The sequence below is a fragment of the Streptococcus mitis genome (assembly GCF_047459985.1).
Taxonomy (GTDB): domain Bacteria; phylum Bacillota; class Bacilli; order Lactobacillales; family Streptococcaceae; genus Streptococcus; species Streptococcus mitis_DZ.
On record NZ_JASHHD010000003.1, the window covers coordinates 42430 to 64634 of the forward strand.

The window sequence follows — 22205 nt, forward strand, 5'->3', positions numbered from 1 at the left end:
ATAGATGAAAGGAGCGAGTATGGAAGTAATACAATTATTGGCTATGTTTCGTGGAACAATTCCAAAAGATAGAGAGAAAATGGACTTATTTCTTCGTTATCAAGCGCAACATTTTGATGAGAAATGGCAGGATTTGGTAGAGAGTTTTTTGACTGAAGAGGGCAAGATAGAAGAGATACCTCATGTCTATTCGTTTCATCAAGATATTATTTCTTTCCTAGAGGCCAGTTCTGAAAATAATGACCAAGATTTAGAAAGTTACGCAAGAAATTTTGGACAAGCAGGTCTAAGTAAATTATCTCAATTAAGTAATTTTGAGAAAAACTTGGTGCTAGAAGTCGCAACCTATAATCTTTTCACTCGATTTTACATCCAATCTGAGAAAGAGAAGCTAACACCATTAAGTGAGCTTGTATTTCATCAGAATCAGGATGTCAATTTAGTCAATGTCTATCGGGTTGCGAATAATCTATCTGACCGCATTAGTAGAGATATAGAGGAGTTTCTTCTAATGGTTGATTCCAAAGAACTAAAAAAAGAAGTTCTTGAGATTCATTTTGAAGAAAAAGAAGGAGATGTTCTAGCCTATTTGGGTTCAGAATTGATGGCTACTTTAGATATCGTTACGGATCTTGTCCATCATGAAGAAAACTACACACAACTCCCACTGACACAAAAGCTGAAAATTATTACTTATTTTGATGAAGTAAAGGCTATAAGAGAAAAGTCTAAGCAAGTAGAGGAAGCAGTCTTACCTTTAGATAATATTGACCAGGTAGAAGAAAATGTGGAAGTTCATTCCCTATCTAAAGTAGATAAAATTGTAGAAGAAGCTTTGAGGGAATATCCAATCGGTTCACAAGTAAGTTATAAAGGACAAGTATTTCAGTTGGTTTCGATTGAAAATGCGCAGTTAAATGGCTTAGTTCGCCTAGAGCTATTCAATGATTCCAACCAGTTATTTGAAGAGAATCCTATCTTATACTTGAACAGTTTGGAAGAGATTGAACAAGTATTGTCTCATTTAGAACTTGAAAAAGAAGATTCAGAGATTGAGATTGAATCACCAAGTGAAAGCCAGGAAATAGATCTGTTTTCCTACCTGGAAGAAGAAAATGAAAAGGGTAAGGAAACAGAAACGCTTATTGTAGGCATAGAAGAGACGGATGTCCCTGTTCAAGATTTTGTTTTTCCAGATGATTTAGAGAACTTTTATCCTAAGACAAACCGAGAAAAAATTGAAACGAATATTGCCGCAATTGAACTTGTTAAAAGATTAGAAAAAGAGGGACGACAAGCGAATCCAGAAGAACAAGAGCTACTAGCCAAGTATGTTGGCTGGGGTGGTCTTGCCAATGAATTTTTCGATGAACTCAATCCAAAGTATGAATCAGAACGTTTAACTCTCAGGAGCTTAGTAAGTAAATCAGAATACTCCACCATGAAACAAAGTTCTCTCACAGCCTATTATACAGACCCAATGATTATTCTCCAGATTTGGCAAAAGTTACTGGATGATGGTTTTGAGGGAGGAAGGATTTTAGATCCTTCTATGGGGACTGGGAACTTCTTTGCGGCGATGCCTAGAAGTATACGAGAGAAATCAGAACTCTATGGGGTTGAATTAGACAGTGTGACAGGCGCAATCGCAAAACAACTCCATCCCAATACCCATATTGAAGTGCGAGGATTTGAAGAAGTTCCCTATCAAAATAATAGTTTTGATTTAGTCTTAACGAATGTTCCATTTGGAAATTTTCGGATTGCTGATAAAAACTATGATAAACCTTATATGATTCACGACTACTTTGTCAAACACTCACTTGATTTAGTAAGAGACGGAGGACAAGTTTCGATTATCTCTTCTATCGGGACAATGGATAAGCGGACAGATAATGTCTTACAAGAGATTAAAACCAACACTCATTTTTTAGGGGGTGTTCGTTTGCCGGATACGGCTTTTAAAAAGATTGCAGGTACTCGAGTGACCACAGATCTCCTCTTCTTTCAAAAGGATCAAGAAAAGAATCTTAATGAGGAGGAACTTGTTTTTAGTGGCTCTATTCCCTTTGAGGAGGATAAGCGTGTCTGGATCAATCCTTATTTTGATGGGAAATACAATACACAAGTTTTGGGTCAATATGAGGTTCGTAATTTTAATGGAGGAACTCTCAATGTTAAGGGGGTATCAGAAACATTAGCTACTGACATAATGAAAGCATTAGAGAATGTGGAAGCACCTAAACAAATTGACAATTCTTTGAAAGCACCTGTTTTTATCCAAGAAGAAATAGATAATTCTATCCCAAGTCGTATACGTGAGAACTTAGCGCTCTATTCTTTTGGATATGAGGGAAATCAAATTTATTACCGAGATACGCATGGCATTCGGAAAAGTTCAAAAGTAGACGAAATTAGTTATTATGTAGACGAGAAGGGAGATTTTAAATCCTGGGACAGTTCTTTGTCTGAACATAAAATAGATCGATTCGTGCAACTTCATTTGACAGATGAGGAAGCACTAGATGTTTACAAGTCAGAAGAAGCGAGTAAAAGAGGGAAATATAAGGGACTGTTCAAAAAAACTGTCTTTTATGAAAGTCCCTTATCGGATAAGGACATTAGTCGTATTAAGGGCATGGTTGATTTGAGAGAGACCTATCAATCCTTAATTGAAATTCAACGTCATCCAGATTATAGTCGGACAGATTTTCAGGTATTACTTAGTAAACTCAATCGTGACTATGATCGCTTTGTAAGTCAATTTGGATACTTGAATGCCTCAGTCAATCGGAACTTATTTGATAGTGACGATAAGTATTCTTTACTAGCAAGTTTAGAAGATGAATACATTGATTCTAAAGATCAGAAAGTAAAATATAAAAAATCTTTAGCCTTTGAGAAAGCATTGGTTAGGCCAGAGAGAGTGATTACAAGAGTTTCAACTGCTCTAGATGCCTTAAACTCCAGTTTATCGGATGGTAGAGGGGTTGATTTAGACTATATGGTATCCATTTATCCCGAACATAGCCAAGCTGCTATTTTAGATGAGTTAGGTGACCAGATTTTAATAGATCCAGAAAGCTATTTAAGAGGGGAAAGAAAATACCTTTCTAAGAACCAGTTTTTATCAGGAGACATTCTCAACAAGATAGAAGTAGTTCAACTATTAGTGGAGGAAAACAACCAAGAATATGATTGGAACCATGCTTTAGATTTGTTAGAATCTGTTCGCCCCCCAAGGATTCATCTGGCAGATATTGAGTTTAAAATAGGGTCACGTTGGATTCCTCAATCCGTTTATGGTAAATTTGCCTTTGAATGTTTTACCAATCGTGAATTTGAATTGTCTTCGCCTGATGTTGAACAAGTCATTGAAGTGAATCCTGTCGATGGCCAGGTTCATTTAAGGACATCATTTGCTTATCGCTATCCAAGTGCCAAAGATAGTAGTCTTGGAGTCAGTGGGTCACGTTATGATACAGGAAGAAAGATTTTTGAGAATTTACTTAATTCGAACCAACCGACGATTACCATGACTATTACGGAAGGAGAAAAGAAAAAGACCATCACAGATTTGGAAAAAACTTCTGTTCTAAGAGCGAAAGAGCAGCATTTACAAGAGCTCTTTCAAGATTTTGTCTCACGGTATCCAGAAGTTCAACAAGTCATTGAGGAAAGCTATAATCGTCTTTATAATCGAACGGTTAGTCGAGAGTATGACGGTAGCCATCTAGTCATTGATGGCTTGGCACAAAACATCAGTCTTCGTCCTCACCAAGAGAATGCCATTCAAAGAATCGTAGAAGAAAAAAGAGCCTTATTAGCTCATGAGGTAGGTTCAGGAAAGACCTTGACCATGCTTGGTGCTGGCTTTAAATTAAAGGAGTTGGGGATGGTTCATAAGCCCTTGTATGTGGTGCCCTCTAGTTTGTCTGCTCAGTTTGGCCAAGAAATCATGAAATTTTTCCCTACTAAAAAAGTCTTTGTGACCACTAAGAAAGATTTTGTGAAGGCGAGAAGAAAACAATTTGTTTCTCGTATTATTACAGGAGATTACGATGCCATTGTCATTGGGGATTCTCAATTTGAAAAAATCCCTGTCAGTAAGGAAAGACAGATGAACTATATCGAGGATAAACTTAATGAACTACGAGAGATTAAAACACATTCTGAAAATAAGTATACTGTTAAAGAAGCAGAGCAATCAATAAGTGGTCTAGAGAAACAATTGGAAGAACTGCAACGCTTTAATCGTGATAGTTTTATTGATTTTGAGAACTTAGGAATTGATTTTCTCTTTGTGGATGAAGCACATCACTTTAAAAATATTCGTCCAATTACTGGACTTGGGAATGTAGCAGGGATTACTAATACAACTTCTAAGAAGAATGTGGATATGGAAATGAAGGTTCGACAGATTCAGGAAGAACATGATTTTAAAAATATTGTCTTTGCGACAGGAACACCTGTTTCCAATTCTATTAGTGAGTTATATACTATGATGAACTATATTCAACCCGATATCTTAAAACGCTATCAAGTTGATTATTTTGACTCTTGGGTAGGTGCTTTTGGAGAAATTCAAAACTCTATGGAATTAGCTCCTACAGGGGATAAGTACCAACCTAAGAAACGATTTAAAAAGTTTGTCAATCTACCTGAGTTGATGAAAATCTATAAAGAAACAGCCGACATTCAAACACAAGATATGTTGGATTTACCTGTTCCAGAAGCTCATATTATCCCTATTGAGAGTGAGTTAACTGAAAACCAGAAACTCTATTTAGAAGAATTAGTTATGAGGTCAGATATGGTCAAATGTGGAACAGTTAATCCGAGTCAGGATAACATGTTAAAAATTACGGGTGAGGCACGAAAATTAGCTATTGATATGCGTTTATTGGACTCTAGTTATAGTCTAGCAGACAATCATAAACTGCTTCAGGTAGTGGATAATGTTGAGAGAATTTATCGTGAGGGAATGGAAAATAAGGCTACTCAGATGATTTTTTCAGATATTGGCACACCTAAGAAAAAGGACAATGGCTTTGATGTTTATTCTGAGATTAAGGCATTATTAGTTGATAGAGGAATCCCTAGTAAAGAAATTGCCTTTGTACATGATGCCAATAGTGATGAAAAGAAGAATAGCTTGTCTCGAAAGGTCAATGCAGGAGAGGTGCGGATTCTTCTTGCCTCAACTGAAAAAGGAGGAACAGGTTTAAATGTTCAGAGCAAGATGAAAGCAGTTCATCACTTGGATGTACCGTGGAGACCAAGTGACATTCAGCAACGCAATGGACGGATTATCCGACAGGGAAATGAAAACAAGGAAGTGGATATTTACCACTACATTACCAAAGGTTCATTTGATAATTATCTATGGGCAACTCAGGAGAACAAACTCCGTTATATTAAGCAGATTATGACTTCTAAGGAGCCGATTCGTGCTGCAGAAGACATTGATGAGCAGACCATGACAGCTTCTGATTTTAAGGCACTAGCAACAGGTAATCCTTATCTCAAATATAAGATGGAACTAGAGAATGATCTAACTCTATTAGAAAATCAAAGACGCGCCTTTCAACGCAGCAAGGATCACTATCGTCATACAATCTCTTACTGTGAAGAAAATATGCCCATTCTTGAGAAACGATTAAGCAAGTATGAAGGCGACATTCAACAGTCTGAAATGTCGAAAGACCAGGCATTTTCTATGACAGTAGGCAAGCAAGCATTTGATCAACGATCTGAAGCAGGGGAATCCCTACACCGTCTTATCCGTCATAATCAAGCTGACAGCAAAGAATTTCGTACCCTAGCAAGCTATCGAGGATTTGACATTAAAATGCTTAGTCTTCCAATAAATCAACCTCTTCCTGAAACCTTCTCTGTTAAGATTGTAGGAGAAAATCAGTATTCTGTCAGTTTGGATTTGTATTCTCCTTTGGGGACAATTCAAAGGCTTCAGCATACGATTGATCACATTAAAGAGGACCAAGTGAAAACTCAGAACTTATTGGATGAATTAAAGGATAAATGGAATACTGCTAAAGTAGAAATTGAGAAAAATTTTCCAAAGGAAGAGGATTATCAAACTAAAAAGGCCGAATACGATGTACTCGCGCCATTGATTGAAACAGAAACGGATTTAGATATTATTGATCAGGCCTTAAGACAATTCCACGAAAAAGGAAACGAAAAGCAGGAACAACTTTCTTTTGAATTAGATTAAAAAATAGATATAAATAGCGGACAAGAAAAGAAAAGCGCGGTAAAATAAAGATAGAAAGAAACGAGGTAACGATTATGATGGAAGATACCTATTATCAATTAGAAGAGGCCTTGGTACAGGGATTTCAAACGCCTGAAGAATACCAAACCTACAAGGAGCTAAAGGAACATTATGAGGAAGTGACAGGCGATTACAGTTTTTCTAAACGAGAACTCACTAGTCAATTGGAAATCTCTCTTCAGAATCATCGAGGTGTGGACTTTGAAGAACATGAAAAAGAGGAGTATTTGGACTTAGTTCAAAAATTAGAAGAGTTTGATTCCTCTCTTGCCACCCATTATCGTCAATTGATTGACTAGAAAGGAGAAAGTCATGAATGATTTACTCCTTATTCCAGTAATTTTTTTAGCAGTAGGAGGAATTCTCATTCTTTTATGGAGACTCTTTCTTATTGCCAGTGGACTTTTCCTGATTGGTTTTGTCAGTTTCCTTATTTTCGTTGAGGTCTATGGAATTTATCTTCTCTTTACAGAAACTGAACTTTACACGGCAGATTTAGCTCAAAATGGATTATTTGGTTTTACGACTTTCTTTATCATCTTTAATTTAGTTTTACTTGCTTTAGCATGCTGGGCAGGATACAAGTGGAAGAGGGGATATTAACAAAAGTGGAGAAAACGACATTAGTTTCTCTCCACTTTTATGTTTCTAATTAATTGGTAATTATAACTTATTACGATCGAAGTCACCTATCCTTATCTTTCAAAAAATGGTCAATTTTAGCCATCAAGAGCTTGTGCTCGTAAATTTTACAAATATCACGAGCCTGTAAATAATAGTCAAGAATTTCATCGTGCTTTAAAAAATCTTTTCCGGCATTTGCAACGATAGTTAAAAGAGGTGCTAGCTGATAGCTGGTCTCTTTTTGTTTACAAAAATCAATGGTTTCTAAGGCTTCTTGGACAGCTTCTAACTCCTTACCTTTAGAGTGTAAATAATAGGCAAAATTATGTTTAACTCGAATATAACCAAATAAATACTCTTGGTGATTTAAATCTTTTTCCTGATACAAACTGATAAGAAGTGAGTTATTTTCTTCATATTCTGCATCACGTCCTACAGAAAAATAAAAATTAGATAAAGTATTGAGAAGTTTAAGATACACAGATGAGCTGACCGAAAGCTTTGGCAAAGCGTTTTCTAGATTGGCGATAGCTTCATCTTTGGAACTATGTAAGTAGAAAAGGATAATCGCTTGAATCCATAGAAGATAAAATTCATCCTCAGTAGACAGATACTGAGACTTTTCTTTTTCTAAATTTAAGAGGTATTCTAAATCCTCGTAATTACGATCTTCAAGTAATTTTTCTGCTAATTTCTTAAACGGTGTTATATTGGAAGTCATTTCAATCTGTTCGTCGAAAAAATAATCTAAGGGAACTTGAAGCCGATTTGCAAGTTTATAGAGTAAATCAGCAGCAGGCATATAGTTGCCACGTTCGATTTTGCTGATTTGACTTTGCTCACAAATTCCTTCGGAAAGTGTCTTTTGTGAGAAACCTTTTTCTTTTCTCTTGAATTTTAGTTTATCAGATAATATGGTCATCTCTAACCCTCTTTAAATAAATTTAAGATTAATTATATACTTTTAATCTCTATTTTTCAACTTTCTAATACAAAAATAGTCATAAAAAAATAAAACAAAAAAAAAATGAAAAAAAGAATTGTTTTTTATTGACAAAGAATATTTAAAGTAGTACACTTACAAGTGTAAAGATAAGAAAAAGGTGGTTAATATGAGTATTTTAGCAAAGTTTCGTAAAATCATTTTTATGTTGTCCTTTTTAGGATTGTTTGGAAGCGGTTTCTTTTACAAAGAACCTGTAAATCAATCACAATATATCTGGGAATCGAGAATTATACAACAAGCTGCAACAACTAAAGAAGTTGATCTGGGACTGGCGGATTGATTTGTTAAACTTTTTGTGAAGTAACATTTATACAATGGATCATGCCACAGATTGAAGGGTTTAAAGGGAGCTTGTAAGTTTGATATACCCTATTACCCTCTCATATAACTAACTAGTTATACAGGAACTACTTTATTATATCTCTTAATGTGCGTGTACGAATGTTCGGAGGAGAAAAATGAGAAATCCAGTAATACAGACATTTAATTTATCAAAATCCTATGATGGGAAAATTGTCTTAGATAGGATAGATTTTACATTAAGACAGGGAGAAATCTATGGCTTACTAGGAAGAAATGGTACTGGAAAGACAACCTTTATCAAGGCTATTTTAGGCTTGACAGCTATGGATAGTGGTGAAGTGAATATTCTATCTGAAAAACTGTTAGGTGAATTTTCTAAGGATTTGCTATCTCAAATCGGTGTGGTATTGGACAGTGCTTCTTTTTATCCTAATTTAACGGGACCTGAAAATCTCTCTATTTTTGCAAGATTGAGAGGGATTTCGCTAAAACAGGTGGAGCAAGCTTTACAAGTAGTAGGATTAGATGGGGAAAATAAAAAACTATTCAAGCAGTATTCTCTGGGAATGAAGCAAAGGTTAGCAATTGCTAACGCTATTATGCACCAGCCGAAAATTCTGATATTAGATGAACCAACAAATGGTTTAGATCCTATTGGTATCCTTGAAATGCGCCGTTATCTAAAGGAACTCAGTACCAATCATGGCATTTCGATTTTAATATCCAGCCACATTATTTCAGAACTTGAAAAGCTTGTAGATAGAGTTGGGATACTGCATGATGCCCACCTTATGGCTGAAAAGACTATGAAGGAATTAATAGATGGTGCAGATAAAAGGAAAATCCACCTAATTGTTTCGGATGCTCCTCAAGCTAAGGAAGTGCTTTGCAGGATAAATCTGCAAGAACAGATCAGTATTCTTTCGGATATAGAACTTGAACTTCAGGGAGAATCACCTACTTTTGACATTGCAGTCGTATCTAACTCCTTAAAAGACAACGGAATAGTTCTAAAAGAATATTCTTATAAAAACAATGAAAGTTTAGAGGATTACTTTAAGCGGATAACAGGAGGTGAGGGAATTGCTTGATTTAGTGAAGATTGAATTTCTCAAACAAAGGCATCAAAAACTGAATTTTGTCGTATATGGTGTTGTTTCCCTCTACCTAGCTCTCATCTGTTATTATGTAAATGATGCGAGAGGCTTGTTTGACTCCTTTCCCTTTGTCTATAAATTCTCTTTGTCTTATTTAAACTTTTTGATTCTCCCTTTGTATTGTGTTTCCTATACAATACAGGCATTTGGTGTAGAATATCGCTATCGCATCATGAACAACTTGAAACTCGCTTCAGCAAATCTAATGAAGACATTCTGGGCTAAGATTTTGTATATAGAAATCAACGCTCTGTGTATCATGTTATTCACCTATATTTCGGTTTCCTTATTCGCACTACTATCCCGCTTTTCTTCGACAGTCAGTTTGTCTTTATTATTAAGATTCTTCTATCTTTGTATGAGTAGTGGTATCTTAATTCCCATGGGAGTATTTCCTTTAGTTGCTTTGGTCATGATAAAAGTCAGAGGCAAGGAGATAGTTGGGAATTTGGTCGGTGTCATGTATGTTTTAGTGTCATTTTTTTTAGCAAGGACGAGTCCAAATATCAGTCCAGTAACAAGTTCTAACAGTTTAATCTGGGAAGGAAACAGAGAAGGAGTGGTGCTTCAACAGCCAGCTATCTTATCGATTATTGTACTAGGTTTATCTTTACTTGTTTTGTCTTTCTTGTCCATTAAATCTTGGTTAAGAAAGGTGGATGAATAAATGTTGATGCTAGAATTGACTAAACTAAGAAGGCGAAAGATTCTGTATATGATTCCCTTTGTAGCCATCCTGCTCTTTTTGTTAGAGTTTATGATTGGCCATCAGATTTATCAAGGGCATTCGTACGGTAGTGTGAATGGCTGGTATGTAGAAAATGGTTTCTTCTTTTTGAACTACTATTTTCTCCTCCCTTTTGCGAGCATGATTTTAGTGGATTTGATAAGAATAGAACAAGTGTCTAAAACGATTTCAAATCTCAGACTGATTCCTGTCGATTTGAAACAATTACTCCAAGCGAAGTTTATGCTTGCTTTGTTGATTAATCTACTAGTCAGTGAATTCACTTTTTTGGCTATGCTGGTCCTAGAGTTAATGGATGGTGATTTTGCTTTCTCTTGTCTTACAATGTTATCTTGGGGACTTGTTTATGGAGCAATTGCTTTTGCTTATACACTGTCTGCTGGTATTATTGTCCTCTTCTTAGGAAAATATCGGAAGGAACTTATCCTTGCCCTGCCACTTGCTTTTTTATTGTCATTTTCAGGTTTGTTTGCTTTAACAACGGTTGTTGGGCGGTATTATCTGGCAAATTTACTACTAATCATCCTGGAGGAATTCACTGTTTTAACAGTTTCTGTATATGTCATATGGCTGATTACCTTGATGGCATGTCTCCTTTATTTGTTGTCAGATAAACGCATGATGAACATTATTTTTGCTTATAAATGACTGTAATCATAACTTTCAGAGTTATAATTACAGCGGATTTAAATATTTGTTACTGGTATCTCTTTTGAATTTTTTAATCCCAAAGGTTTGAGGTGTCACTATATTTAATAAGAGAAATCAGTAACTAGAAAGGGATTCAACAATTATGTCTGATTGGAAAAAACCTATTTACGAATCACTAAGTACAGAAGGTAATCCAGCTGGGGATATCTTGCGTGAACTTAGCGATAGCGAGATGGACCAAACTATGGCTGGCGGAACAGCTAGATCTTATTGTGCATGTTATTCAGGAGAGCATTCTTGTGGTCGTGGTTGTACTATCACCACAGAGTGTCCTTTCTTAACATTCATTTGTTGTTAATAGATTAATTCTATTGAATCTTTGGGATAGGTGACACCTAAAAGTAGGATGTCACCTGTTATTTTATATTTAGGAGTTGAAAATGAATCGAAAATTAAACATAACAGATTTTAAAGATGCTTCTTATTTCTCTGAAAGAAAAATTTCTAGTCATGATTTAGGGGATGGTTTGAAATCAAGAAAAAGAAAAGAGTATTGGGATAATTTTATTGGAGAAGGTTCTAATGAATTTTGGGAATATTTACAAGAAAAAAATGATTTTTCTAAACATGATTTAGATATTTTTTTGGAAGAACGTACATATGATGTGAAAGATATAGATTCATTTTCACATATGAACGAATTTATAGAGTTCTTTTTTAAGAGAAATGATTATACATTACCAGAGTTTTATATAGTTGACAGTGAGGGAAAACGAAAACCTATTTTCAGTAATTTTGTCATACCATTTTTGAAATTTGCTGCCTATAAACTTGAAGATAATTTGAGTAGTCAGAATTTGAAAGTCACTAGAGACGTCTTGAATAGTTTATTAATTGCGTTATTCCAACAAATTTTGAATATTTCTTACAGAACATTGATATTAGAATTACAAGTTCTGAAAGAACAAAATATGTTAAAAGGTGAAACTGGAGAAAAAAGATTTAAATATTTTTCAGAAATATACTTATCGGACCATTTTTGGGATATATTAAAAGAATATCCTGTTATGTTCCGATTGATTATTGAAAATATTCAAAATTGGGTTACTAATAATGTAGAATTTTTAACAAACCTAAAAGAAGATAAAGCATTATTACAGGAACATTTTTCTATCAATGGGGAGTTAACAAAGATTGAATCTGGTGTGTCAGATTTTCATAATCATGGAAAATCAGTATATCTCCTTTGGTTTGGAACAAATAAGTTAGTATATAAACCAAGAGATTTAATATTGGATGTGAAGTTTCAAAACTTGCTTAGCTGGTACAACCTGAAATTCAATAAAAATCTCTATGTAACAAATATTTTGAATCGTGGAAATTATGGATGGGTAGAGTACATAGAACACTTACCATGCACATATGAATCTGATTTTATTCAGTTTTATACACATCTAGGATACTTGTTATTCTTATTATTTGCTATGAGGGGAAACGATATTCATTTTGAAAATATCATAGCTAATGGTAATAGACCAGTTCTTGTCGATATTGAAACATTATTTCATAATACAACGGAATACAGAAAGGAATACGAAACGGCAGATAAACTAATATTCTCTTTATTAGAAAAATCTGTGAAAAGAGTAGGTATTTTACCTAATATAGTTTGGGGTAAAGATGGGAACTCTGGGGTGGATATTAGCGGTCTGAGTTCAAGCGCAGGAGAGATGATTCCGATTGAACGTGCAAGTATCATGCATAGTATGACGGATGAAATGAAAATTGGTTATGAACAATCCGCATTGCAAAGTAAAGATAATCAGCCTTTTATTCTATCGGGCAAGGATGTTGATTTGAATTCATATAAAAATTACGTTTCTGCTGGCTTTAAAGAAGCTTATGAAATTATTTCAAAAGATCCTTCATCAATAGAAGAGTTTCTGGTTGAGATAGAAAAATTTAATAATGCGTATTCTAGACAAATAATGAGGCCCACACAATTTTATTCTAATTTAATACAAACATCTTATCATCCTAGTTTTTTAAGGAGTGGTCTAGATAGGGAAATGTTATTTTCAAAAGTTTGGAAAATTGTTTTTGAGGATAAAAAAGTACAAAGAATAGCTAGTTCAGAATTCGAATCATTATTATTGGGTGATATTCCATTATTTCAGACAAAAATATCTGATAGATTCTTATGTTCTGAACTAACGAAATATCAAAATTTCTTTAATATTTCAGGAATAGAATTAGCAATTCAACAAATAAGAGACTTTTGTCAGAAGGATATGGAATTTCAGTTAAATTTGATTGAAACAACTTTGAATTACGATCCTTCGTATAATTTAGTTCAGGATTCTTTTGTGCCTCTAAAACCATCTGTAAAAGTGATACATAATTTAAATGAGAAAGAAATACAAGAAACAAAAAGTAGAATTGTACCTCTAACAGAAAAAATTGCTGACTATTTATCTAAAATTTCATATAGTGGTACTTCAGGAGATATATGCTGGGTAGACATGAACATACTGGGAGAGAAAACGAATGATTGGAATATGGTTCCAATCGGATGTGATCTGTATAATGGTATATCAGGTATTATGTTATTCTATTTATTCTTATATTTGGAGACCAAGAAAAAAGATTATCTCATATACTTGAAAAAATGTTACCGATCTCTCAAGTATTATTTAGATTCAAGAAAGCAATTTGCTACTCACTCTCAGGTACTGTTTGGAGGTTTTTCTGGAGAGACCCCTATTATATATGTATTATTGTTACTGAAGACAAGGATGCCTGAACACTTTAATTCTGATGAACTAGATGTTTATATCTATGATATTATTGATGATTTAAAAAAAGGGTATAGATATGATGAAAATTTTGATGTTCTTGTAGGTTCTGCTGGTGCGATTATACATTTGCTAAATGTATTTGAAGTTACTAGAGACGAAGAACTCTTGATATTAGCGCATGATTTATTTAGTCATTTAGAAAAAAATTCTACAAAAATTACTGTTGAAGGGCAAGATGGAAGAGCATGGAAAGGAACGATGGCTTCCAATCCTTTAGCGGGTTTTGCACACGGAGTTTCAGGAATTGTGTGGGCGTTGTCAAAACTTAGTAGATATTTCCCAGAAGATAAAAAGCTTAAAACTATAATTAAACAAGGTATAATTTTTGAAAATTCTATGTTTGATACTGAAAAATCTAATTGGTCAGATTATAGAGAAACAGAAAGTGGTATCAAATATAAAGATATTGTTGAAAATATTCCTGTTTCATGGTGTCATGGTGCTCCGGGGATACTTATAAGTAGATTAGAATTGTATAAAAATAATACATTAAATATAGAGTTTCGAAAAACAATGAAATCTGATATGGATGTAGCTATTGATACAACAATAAAATATGGTTTTGGAAAAAGCCACTGTCTATGCCATGGAGACTTAGGGAATCTAAACATTCTATTTTATGTTGCTAAGAAAACGAACTCTGAGCATTTATACAGCGTAGTTTACTCCTATCTTAATACGATTCTTGATGATTTAGAATCAGAAAATTGGAAATGCGGTCTTCCGTATAAGAATTCTCCAAGTCTAATGAGTGGAATAGCTGGAATAGGATTAGGCTTACTAACTTTGAATAATTTATCAATTCCTTCTGTAATTAATCTAGAAATTTGGTGATTCAAATTGAAAAAGGTAAAATTCATACAACAATTATCTGATACCAGTTGTGGTTTAGCATGCATGGCAATGATTTTAGATTATTATGGGCATGAGGCAAACTTATATGAATTATGCTGTGATTTTGAGAATTCAAGGGATGGATTATCCATTAGAGATATTAAAAATATAGCTTCTTATTTTGGATTGGATTCAAAGGCGTCTGAGATTTTAAATGTTAAAACATTTTTGGGGAACAAAATTGTAGAACCCTATATAGCTTTAACTAGTAATGCTCATTATATTGTAGTGGAAAAACATAATGAGCATAGTGTAGTATTCATCGATCCAGAACAAGGTAGAATAACAGAAGATATATCAAACTTTGCAAATAATATATCTGGTATTGTAATTTTCTTCTCACCAAATAGGAAATTCACTAAAAAAAAGAAGCATAATAATTTTTTTAAAATATTGAAGATAGGTAAAATTGATATTAAAAGGCTATGTTATATTTCTTTAATATCAATTTTGGTACAGAGTCTCACCTTATTATTACCTTTGCTAACAAGGTTTATTATTGATAATGTAATTAGCAAAGGAGAAATGTATCATTTAGGGATGCTTATTTCAGTTTTTTCCTTAATTATATTTTATGCGTTATTTAGCTTCATACGAACTAAATTAATCATTATAGTTGAGAAGAGATACATATTTACATTAAAAGATAAAATTGTTGGCAAAATTTTCACTCTACCTATGAAATTTTTTGATAGTAGATCTTCAGGTGAAATTGTAACTCGAATCAATAATTTAGATTCTTTAGAGAAAATAATTTCAAGTGGAATATCAAGTTTGTTAATTGATCTATCTACAATTATTATCGCTTTTATAGCTATGGCAATGATTTCATTATATTTCACACTTATAATCACATGTTTTGCTATATTTTTGTTTATTGTTTTATATTTTTTGTTAAAAAAATTGGAAGAAAAGAACTCAAACTTTATCAGTTCTAAAGAATTGACTCAAGGTTATTTGATGGAAATTTTTTCTAATTTATTATTTTTGAAAGTCTCAGCAAAAGGAGATGTTTCATATACTAAGTGGAAAGAAATGTTTAGTAATGAGCTTAAATTTGATGTAGAGCGTGAAAATTATCTAAATATTTTTCAGACTTTTATTTCTATTTATAGACTCGTACCAAACTTACTAATTTTAATTTTGGGAGGACTAGAAGTACAGCAGCATATGATGTCTCTGGGGAGTTTAATGTCATTTTTATCATTGGTTTCTTTGCTTCTTTCACCTATTACTCTAATCGTACAAAACTGTTTTCAATTTCAATTTTGTTTTACAATTTTAGATAGAGTGTTTGATATCATTTATACTCCAGAAGAAAAAAATCAATTTTCTATTTCTAAACTACCCCCATTTGAAATGATGACTTTCAGAAATTTGAGTTTTGCTTATAGTAGTGCCTATAAAGTTATTTATGATATATCATTAACTATTAAGAAAGGTGAACGTATTGCTATAGTGGGGAGGACAGGTTGCGGAAAAACTACACTTATTAAATTATTGCTACGGCTGTATGATGTAGAGAAAAATACGATTTTATATAATGGTAATGATATTAATTTATTTGATTTAAATAGTTATAGGAAGAGTTTCGGAGTTGTTTTACAAAATGATGTAATGTTTAACGACACTGTGATTTCCAATATAGATTTAACTCATAGCCATTCTATGGAGGATGTCATTTCTGCAGCAAGTTTAGCTGAATTAGATATAGAGATTAATAATATGCCCATGGGATACTATACTAGTATTGGGGATAATGGTAATAATTTATCAGGTGGGCAAAGGCAACGCTTAGCAATAGCTCGAGCTATTTTGCAAAATCCAGAGATTATGATTTTTGATGAAGGTACTGGTCAATTGGACACTATAACAGAGAAGAAAATAATGGATAATTTAAAACATAAAGGAATTACCCAAATTTTTATAACTCATAGACTATCTAACGCTCAGGAATACGATAATATTGTTGTTATGGATAACGGTAAAATCATAGATAGCGGAAAACATGATGAGTTATGTGGTAAAGAAGGTATGTATAAAAGGCTTTTTGAAACCTCATATAATTAATTTTGATTAGGTTTTATGAGTCTGTACAAGAAGTCTCGAAAAGCAGAACACGCATAGTATCAAGTAGAAGGTAAATCAGATGAAGAGTGTGCTGATTACGCAATTGCTGAGATTGAGAAGATTTCTGAGACAGTAGGTATTCCTAAGAAATTGACTGAACTTGGTATTGAAGAAAAAAATTTCGATTTTGAATACATTTCTAAGAATGCCTTGATTGATGCATGTGCACCAGGAAACCCATTTATGCCAACTTTAGAAGAAACGATTGATTTTTATAAAGAGTTGTTTTAAGAAATAATCATTTTAATTGTTTGCTAACTTAAATGTTATTTAAAGGATTGAGTTTTGTACTGTACAATGCTCAATCTTTTTTTGTAGTATGGATTAAAATATAGATTATCCTTCCCTTCTTATTGAAATCTATTTGGTAGTTTTTAAACTGAAAATATTTATTTTTTTTTTGTGTTATACTAATTTTATAATTACTTTAGGAGGAATAAAAATGGATTTATCATTTTTAGATTGGATTAGTCTAATAGCAAATATTGTAACTATTTTAGGGATAAGTGGGTTTTTAAATGATTATCTTAATAAAAGAAAAGATGAGAAAAAAATTTCTAATGACGTTTTATCTAACGCGATAAAATTAGCAAGTTTAAGTCTCGATATTTATGATCTAAAGGAACAAAAAATTTATAGAGCTTCTGATTATATCAAGGTAATAAAAACAAATCTTGAAGAATGGAAAGATTTAATAAATAATTTTGAGATAAATAGAGACTGGCAACAAGAAGAAAAATATAATCTACCAGATACAGAGGAGCATAATTTGACTTCAACTGAACAGTATAATGATGGGGAAGAGTATATGAGTACAGATTATGTATTTTGTGATGGAGAAAGTCAGCAATGCTTGTATGAGGAAGAGATACAGGATTATATAAATAATTTCAAAAAACTTTCAAAAAATGAGCAAGAGAACATATTAAAAATTGCAATATATAATGATATTTTTGATCAGCATTGGAAAAATTTCGAAGGGGATTTAAGATTATCAGAAAGCATTATTAGAGATTTTGTCGATGCAATTCTTTTATCTATTACATCAGAAGGTTTAACTTATAATGCTTATTTAAATAGTGATTTTGAGACATTAAGAGTAATTCAAATTGAAATAGATGAGCTACTAAAGTATATAGAATTGTATGTTAATTCAAATGTTAAATATGCAATTGCTCTTAAAAATCCATTTATTATTTTCCAAGAAAAATGGAAATCAAATCATAATCTTCCAATTAAATTTTCAATGGAGGATTATGCTATTCGTAGATTATCAATTATTGAAAAATTACTACTGTTACTAGATAAAATTGATAGTGAACTCCCAAAGTAAAAAATTGTTAAAGTTTTATACAATAATGGAATCTAAAATATATAATAAAAATTAGAATTTAGGTGTAAAAATATCTCTGGATAAAACTTTTATTTAGAGATATTTTTATATAAAATTTTTTATAAGGAAAAAGTTAGTCAAAAGACTTTATCTGAATCTAAATTCGGATAAGGTTTTTTATTAGCCTTGATTCTTTCATACACTTTATAGCTAAATTGGAGCAATAATTTATGATAATTTTTATCCTTACTATTATTACTTGTATTTATGGCTTGTTTATGTCGTTCAATATGAGAAAGAGCTCTTCTCAAATTTTCTTCTTTTAATTTGTTCATATTTATATTATAAACTGAAGACAGCTAATTTTGATATTTTTCTCTGAACTGTACGATTTTGCGCCTGAAATGTAGGAATCACCTTTTATTATGGTGTGATAAAACTTACAAGTCCTTTTTGTTATTCTTGACCTAGTTTTTATAGAAAGAAGGTCTAAGATGTTAAATAAAGTCAAAACTCAAGCCTTAATTAGTGTCGGAGCAGTGGCTGCAACTAGCTTTATTCTCATGATGGGATATACTGCTGGTCAACATTCTACTGCTAAACAAAGTCGCAAAGAAATCGAATTGGCTGCAGCTAAACTTGTAGAGGACAAACAAGCAGAAGATAAAGCAAGTATTTTGTCATCGGATACTGTAAAAGAATTTTTGACTCAGTACTATACGAAAGAAAAGCTCGGAGAAAATAATACACGTATTCAACCTTATATGACTGAATCGGCTTATTCTCAAGAATTGTCAAGTCAAAATGATGCCATGAACCAAGTGTATAAGGACTATATTTTGGATTATCATTTTGAAAAAGCAGATATCTTTGTCAATCAGACTACGAATCAAGCCATTGCCATGGTCTCTTATAATGTAACCTATGTATCTGATTTAAAGAATGCCAACCAATCAAAGACCAATCAGACAGAAACCAGAACGGTTAAGTTGTCTTATTCGAAACTACCTGGTAAGTTATTGGTTAATCAAGTACAGGTTTGGAAATCTGGGTTAGATGATTTGGATAAGGCCACTCCCAAAACTTTGGAAGAATCCTCATCTGTTCCATCACTACCAAATACTACAACAAAATGATGATATTGCATGGAAATAGAAGAATGTAAGCAAATTTCAATTCTTGATGTAGCCAATCGTTTAGGTATCTCCTTTAAACAAGTTTCGAGCAGTGTCTATGAACATCCTGAACACGATTCATTTCGGATTTTTTCAACTACCAATACTTTTAAATGGTTTTCAAGAGATATTCAAGGTGATGTCATTGATTTTGTTCGACTTGTTCAGGGAATTTCCTTTAAAGAAGCTCTAGCCTTTCTTTCTGAAGAACCTTTTCAAAAAGAAGCTGTTCAAGAAAAAAGAGAGAGACCATTTTATTATCCTTTAAAGAGAATAGAAGATTCTAACTGTAGTCTGGCCAGATATTACTTAACAGAATGTAGAGGAATTTCAGAAGAAATCGTACAAAGGATGATTCAACAAGGTTTAATAGCACAAGCCAGCTGGAAAACAAATGAAACAGTTGAACCTGTTATTGTTTTTAAAAGCTTTGATCATCGTCACATACTACAGGCAGCAAGCTTACAAGGGATTCATAAGAATCACTCTCTTCCTAGAGAGAGGTTAAAAACGATTCTAAAAGGAAGCCATGGACATGTTGGAATATCCTTTGATATTGGTAAACCTAATAGACTAGTCTTTTGTGAATCGTTCATCGACTTAATGAGCTATTATGAGCTGCATCAACAAAATCTATTTGATGTTCGTTTGGTATCTATGGAAGGATTAAAAAGGTCTGTTGTTGCTTATCAAACTTTACGACTGATAGCTGAAGAAAATCAGAAGTTAGAATTTTTAGATACAGTAATACCTTCTAAGTTATTGCCTTTGATTAATACAATTCGTGATACCACCATCTATTTTGATAATCATCCTGATTTATTGACACTTGCGGTAGATTGTGATGATGCAGGTAAAGATTTTTCTGATAAGTTATCTCAATCAGGATTTCCTGTTTTCCTGGATTTCCCTGATAATGAATCTGGGAAAGAAAAAGTAGACTGGAATGATGTCCTTAGAGAAAAGAAATCAGATTTACAATTGATGTTCGAGACTGCAAAAGAGACATTGAGGAATCAACCAGTAAGACAAACCTCTCAATGTTTAGAATTGTGATAACAAAATCAAGATGTTTTAGCTAATATTAGAATGAAGGAGGATCGTATATGACCATTATTGAACGCTTAGAAGAAAAGGTCACTAGGCAAGAAAGTAAGGTAGCAAGGGAGACAGAAAAACTAGCTGCTTACAAAGAGCAACTGGAGACAGCGATGTTTGCGACGTTCAAAAGACGTCAAAGCATTAGTCACATGAGTTTTGAAGAAGCTCTTGACCATGCCTTTGGTAAAGAAAGACAATTCGATGATTCTGAATTTAGAAAGGATGAAATGAGTGAATGACAAAAGATTGGAATTTTAATCAACCATTAGAAAGTAAATCAGAAAATCAAGAAGATCCAGATAAAATTGCAGCCTTATTTGGAAATCATCAAGGAGGTAATGATGTAAATTATGAAGCAGCTTTTCAAAAGCGAAAACAAGCGCCTGTGACGGAATCAAATTCTAGTTCTAAACCTAAAGTTACAGAGGTTAGAACAGGAAAAGAGACAGATATCACTACAAGTTATCAGCAACATCTTAAAAGACTTATTGCGGATAACAATAGCGATATTCAAAGCAGTCAAAAGAAAATTGAAGAGCTACATACGTTGATTGACACAAAGAATAAAGACAATAAGAAATTACAGTCCATTTATGATGCGATTTCGGAATTACACTAAGCAGTCCTGATAGGCTGCTTTTTTTGAGAGGTTATAGATGTTTACAACATTTTTTAAGAAAAATCACGACAATAGTGATGTATTTAAAAAGCTGATTCATAGACTATCTGATATGTCTGTCCAAGATCTTGAAAAAATAGACCGACTGTTAGATATCATTTTCACTCCAGATCAAGAATCAGAACAAGTAAAAACAGAATCAACTTATAGGGAAGAAACTTTGGACGACACATTAAAGGAAGCTAAGAATCAACTTCATAAGGAACAATTGGAGAAGAATTTAGAGAGATTTAGGAAAGACGGAAGGAAGTGAATAGTTTTATACAATTTTCTTTTACTTGAATAAAGTCTTGTGTTATACTTTTAGTATAGACTAGAGAAGGAAGTAAATATTTTGGAGTTGACTACCAAGCAGGAAAAGCAACTAGGTCAGACGCAGTGGTTTCATGCTACATTATTGAGACATTTAGAATCCTTAAAAAGTGGTATAGATGTTAAATTTAATTTAGGAAGTGAGCTAGATTTTGGTCCTGGTTTCTATATCACGCCTGACTTTGAACAAGCTAGAAAATTTATTAACAAGCAAGTTGAAGTATTAAATCGAAGCAGCTCTAATAATAATATTTTTGACTCAGAAGAAGAAGTAGGAATTATAGTAGAATTTCGTATTTCAAATTTTATAGAAATTTTTAAGAACCCTGACTATCATTGTCACTATTTTGCAAAACATAAAAAGTCAGAGTCAGATTTAGATTTTGCTGAATTTGTCGTTCAAAATCGGGAAAATCCAGATGAATTACAACACCATTTTGATTTTATCTATGGTGTTCAGACTGATGACAATCCAACCCAAGCTTTAGCTCGTTTTCGTCAGAATGAAATTACAAAAGAAGAAATGCTTGCTGAGTTTAGAAAACCATATTCTTTTAAACAATTATCCATCCACAACCAATCTTTTTGTGATATAATGAAAATAGAGAAGGTTTATCAATCAAAAACAGGAGAGGAGTTACAAAAATGGCAGTAGTATCATTGGAAAATAATATTAAACTATATAGTTCAGAATTATTTCAAGCACTATTAAAAGCCTCTAATTATAAATTGGATAAGCGTATTGCTCAGACTGTTGCAGAAGGCTATGCTCGTAATCTAGATTATTCTGATCCTGAACTGATGCATGTTGGTGTAACTTCGGTTGCTAACAATCTGCTTACAAAAATTAAACAAGAGTATTTTAATGTATAGTATTTTGAGAAAAGCCACCTAAAAAGAAATAACTCTTTAGGTGGCTTTTATAGAAGTAAAGTT

20 protein-coding genes and 1 pseudogene are annotated in these 22205 nt (G+C 32.9%); 19 read left to right on the plus strand and 2 right to left on the minus strand.

Annotated features, from left to right (window positions below; genetic code table 11):
• Nucleotides 1-19: 19 nt before the first annotated feature.
• From QM959_RS03280 to QM959_RS03290, 3 genes are all read left to right on the plus strand, one after another.
• Nucleotides 20-6238: a DEAD/DEAH box helicase family protein gene (locus QM959_RS03280; protein WP_414371421.1), complete on the plus strand. Its 6219-nt coding sequence runs from the start codon at nucleotides 20-22 to the stop codon at nucleotides 6236-6238.
• A gap of 74 nt (nucleotides 6239-6312) precedes the next feature.
• Complete coding sequence (locus tag QM959_RS03285) at nucleotides 6313-6597, plus strand: DUF5962 family protein (protein ID WP_084925378.1); 285 nt, start codon at nucleotides 6313-6315, stop codon at nucleotides 6595-6597.
• Nucleotides 6598-6610: 13 nt separating this feature from the next.
• The gene (locus QM959_RS03290) at nucleotides 6611-6901 is read left to right on the plus strand and encodes a DUF5966 family protein (protein WP_000998897.1); all 291 of its coding nucleotides are present in this window, start codon (nucleotides 6611-6613) and stop codon (nucleotides 6899-6901) included.
• Between the two features lie 82 nt (nucleotides 6902-6983).
• On the opposite strand, the gene QM959_RS03295 is transcribed toward QM959_RS03290, so the two are convergent.
• Nucleotides 6984-7844: a helix-turn-helix domain-containing protein gene (locus QM959_RS03295; RefSeq protein WP_084946472.1), complete on the minus strand. Its 861-nt coding sequence runs from the start codon at nucleotides 7842-7844 to the stop codon at nucleotides 6984-6986.
• A gap of 190 nt (nucleotides 7845-8034) precedes the next feature.
• Between QM959_RS03295 and QM959_RS03300 the strand changes: the two genes are divergently transcribed.
• The 9 genes and pseudogenes from QM959_RS03300 to QM959_RS03340 all read left to right on the plus strand — a co-directional run bounded on the left by QM959_RS03300 (nucleotide 8035) and on the right by QM959_RS03340 (nucleotide 18002).
• A complete protein-coding gene (locus QM959_RS03300) occupies nucleotides 8035-8208 on the plus strand; it encodes a hypothetical protein (RefSeq protein ID WP_049474981.1) in 174 nt (57 codons plus the stop codon).
• A 178-nt stretch (nucleotides 8209-8386) separates the two neighbouring features.
• Complete coding sequence (locus tag QM959_RS03305; RefSeq protein WP_001245731.1) at nucleotides 8387-9322, plus strand: ABC transporter ATP-binding protein; 936 nt, start codon at nucleotides 8387-8389, stop codon at nucleotides 9320-9322.
• A complete protein-coding gene (locus QM959_RS03310; RefSeq protein WP_261072205.1) occupies nucleotides 9306-10055 on the plus strand; it encodes an ABC transporter permease in 750 nt (249 codons plus the stop codon). Before QM959_RS03305 ends, QM959_RS03310 begins: the two co-directional genes overlap by 17 nt.
• Nucleotides 10056-10784 (plus strand): ABC transporter permease, encoded by a 729-nt coding sequence (locus tag QM959_RS03315; RefSeq protein WP_084946469.1) that lies wholly within the window; start codon nucleotides 10056-10058, stop codon nucleotides 10782-10784. It begins immediately after the preceding gene.
• Between the two features lie 145 nt (nucleotides 10785-10929).
• Nucleotides 10930-11145: a plantaricin C family lantibiotic gene (locus QM959_RS03320; RefSeq protein ID WP_084946468.1), complete on the plus strand. Its 216-nt coding sequence runs from the start codon at nucleotides 10930-10932 to the stop codon at nucleotides 11143-11145.
• An 82-nt stretch (nucleotides 11146-11227) separates the two neighbouring features.
• Nucleotides 11228-14479 carry a type 2 lanthipeptide synthetase LanM family protein gene (locus QM959_RS03325; RefSeq protein WP_084946467.1) on the plus strand — a complete coding sequence of 1084 codons (3252 nt, stop codon included), beginning with the start codon at nucleotides 11228-11230 and terminating at the stop codon, nucleotides 14477-14479.
• Between the two features lie 6 nt (nucleotides 14480-14485).
• Nucleotides 14486-16609 carry a peptidase domain-containing ABC transporter gene (locus tag QM959_RS03330; RefSeq protein WP_084946466.1) on the plus strand — a complete coding sequence of 708 codons (2124 nt, stop codon included), beginning with the start codon at nucleotides 14486-14488 and terminating at the stop codon, nucleotides 16607-16609.
• A 63-nt stretch (nucleotides 16610-16672) separates the two neighbouring features.
• A pseudogene (locus tag QM959_RS03335) lies at nucleotides 16673-16900 on the plus strand (lactaldehyde reductase); the annotation flags it as partial.
• 211 nt (nucleotides 16901-17111) lie between these two features.
• A complete protein-coding gene (locus tag QM959_RS03340; RefSeq protein ID WP_084946465.1) occupies nucleotides 17112-18002 on the plus strand; it encodes a hypothetical protein in 891 nt (296 codons plus the stop codon).
• 137 nt (nucleotides 18003-18139) lie between these two features.
• Here the strand turns inward: QM959_RS03340 and QM959_RS03345 are convergent, their stop codons facing one another.
• Nucleotides 18140-18337, minus strand: coding sequence for a hypothetical protein (locus QM959_RS03345; protein WP_414371428.1), 198 nt, complete (start codon nucleotides 18335-18337; stop codon nucleotides 18140-18142).
• A 159-nt stretch (nucleotides 18338-18496) separates the two neighbouring features.
• Here QM959_RS03345 and QM959_RS03350 point away from each other — a divergent pair, with 159 nt between their 5' ends.
• The 7 genes from QM959_RS03350 to QM959_RS03380 all read left to right on the plus strand — a co-directional run bounded on the left by QM959_RS03350 (nucleotide 18497) and on the right by QM959_RS03380 (nucleotide 22142).
• Nucleotides 18497-19138, plus strand: a complete 642-nt coding sequence (locus QM959_RS03350) for a peptidylprolyl isomerase (protein WP_414371431.1) — start codon at nucleotides 18497-18499, stop codon at nucleotides 19136-19138.
• Nucleotides 19139-19147: 9 nt separating this feature from the next.
• Complete coding sequence (locus QM959_RS03355) at nucleotides 19148-20233, plus strand: toprim domain-containing protein (RefSeq protein ID WP_084946474.1); 1086 nt, start codon at nucleotides 19148-19150, stop codon at nucleotides 20231-20233.
• Nucleotides 20234-20283: 50 nt separating this feature from the next.
• A complete protein-coding gene (locus tag QM959_RS03360) occupies nucleotides 20284-20517 on the plus strand; it encodes a DUF5965 family protein (RefSeq protein ID WP_000152419.1) in 234 nt (77 codons plus the stop codon).
• Nucleotides 20514-20897, plus strand: a complete 384-nt coding sequence (locus QM959_RS03365; RefSeq protein ID WP_002933294.1) for a DUF5945 family protein — start codon at nucleotides 20514-20516, stop codon at nucleotides 20895-20897. Before QM959_RS03360 ends, QM959_RS03365 begins: the two co-directional genes overlap by 4 nt.
• Before the next feature lie 37 nt (nucleotides 20898-20934).
• On the plus strand, nucleotides 20935-21210 hold the full coding sequence (locus tag QM959_RS03370; protein ID WP_000495441.1) for a hypothetical protein: 276 nt from the start codon (nucleotides 20935-20937) through the stop codon (nucleotides 21208-21210).
• A gap of 81 nt (nucleotides 21211-21291) precedes the next feature.
• Nucleotides 21292-21924, plus strand: a complete 633-nt coding sequence (locus QM959_RS03375) for a DUF3990 domain-containing protein (RefSeq protein ID WP_000424175.1) — start codon at nucleotides 21292-21294, stop codon at nucleotides 21922-21924.
• Nucleotides 21915-22142, plus strand: coding sequence for a hypothetical protein (locus tag QM959_RS03380; protein WP_000301903.1), 228 nt, complete (start codon nucleotides 21915-21917; stop codon nucleotides 22140-22142). Before QM959_RS03375 ends, QM959_RS03380 begins: the two co-directional genes overlap by 10 nt.
• The last annotated feature ends 63 nt before the right edge of the window (nucleotides 22143-22205 follow it).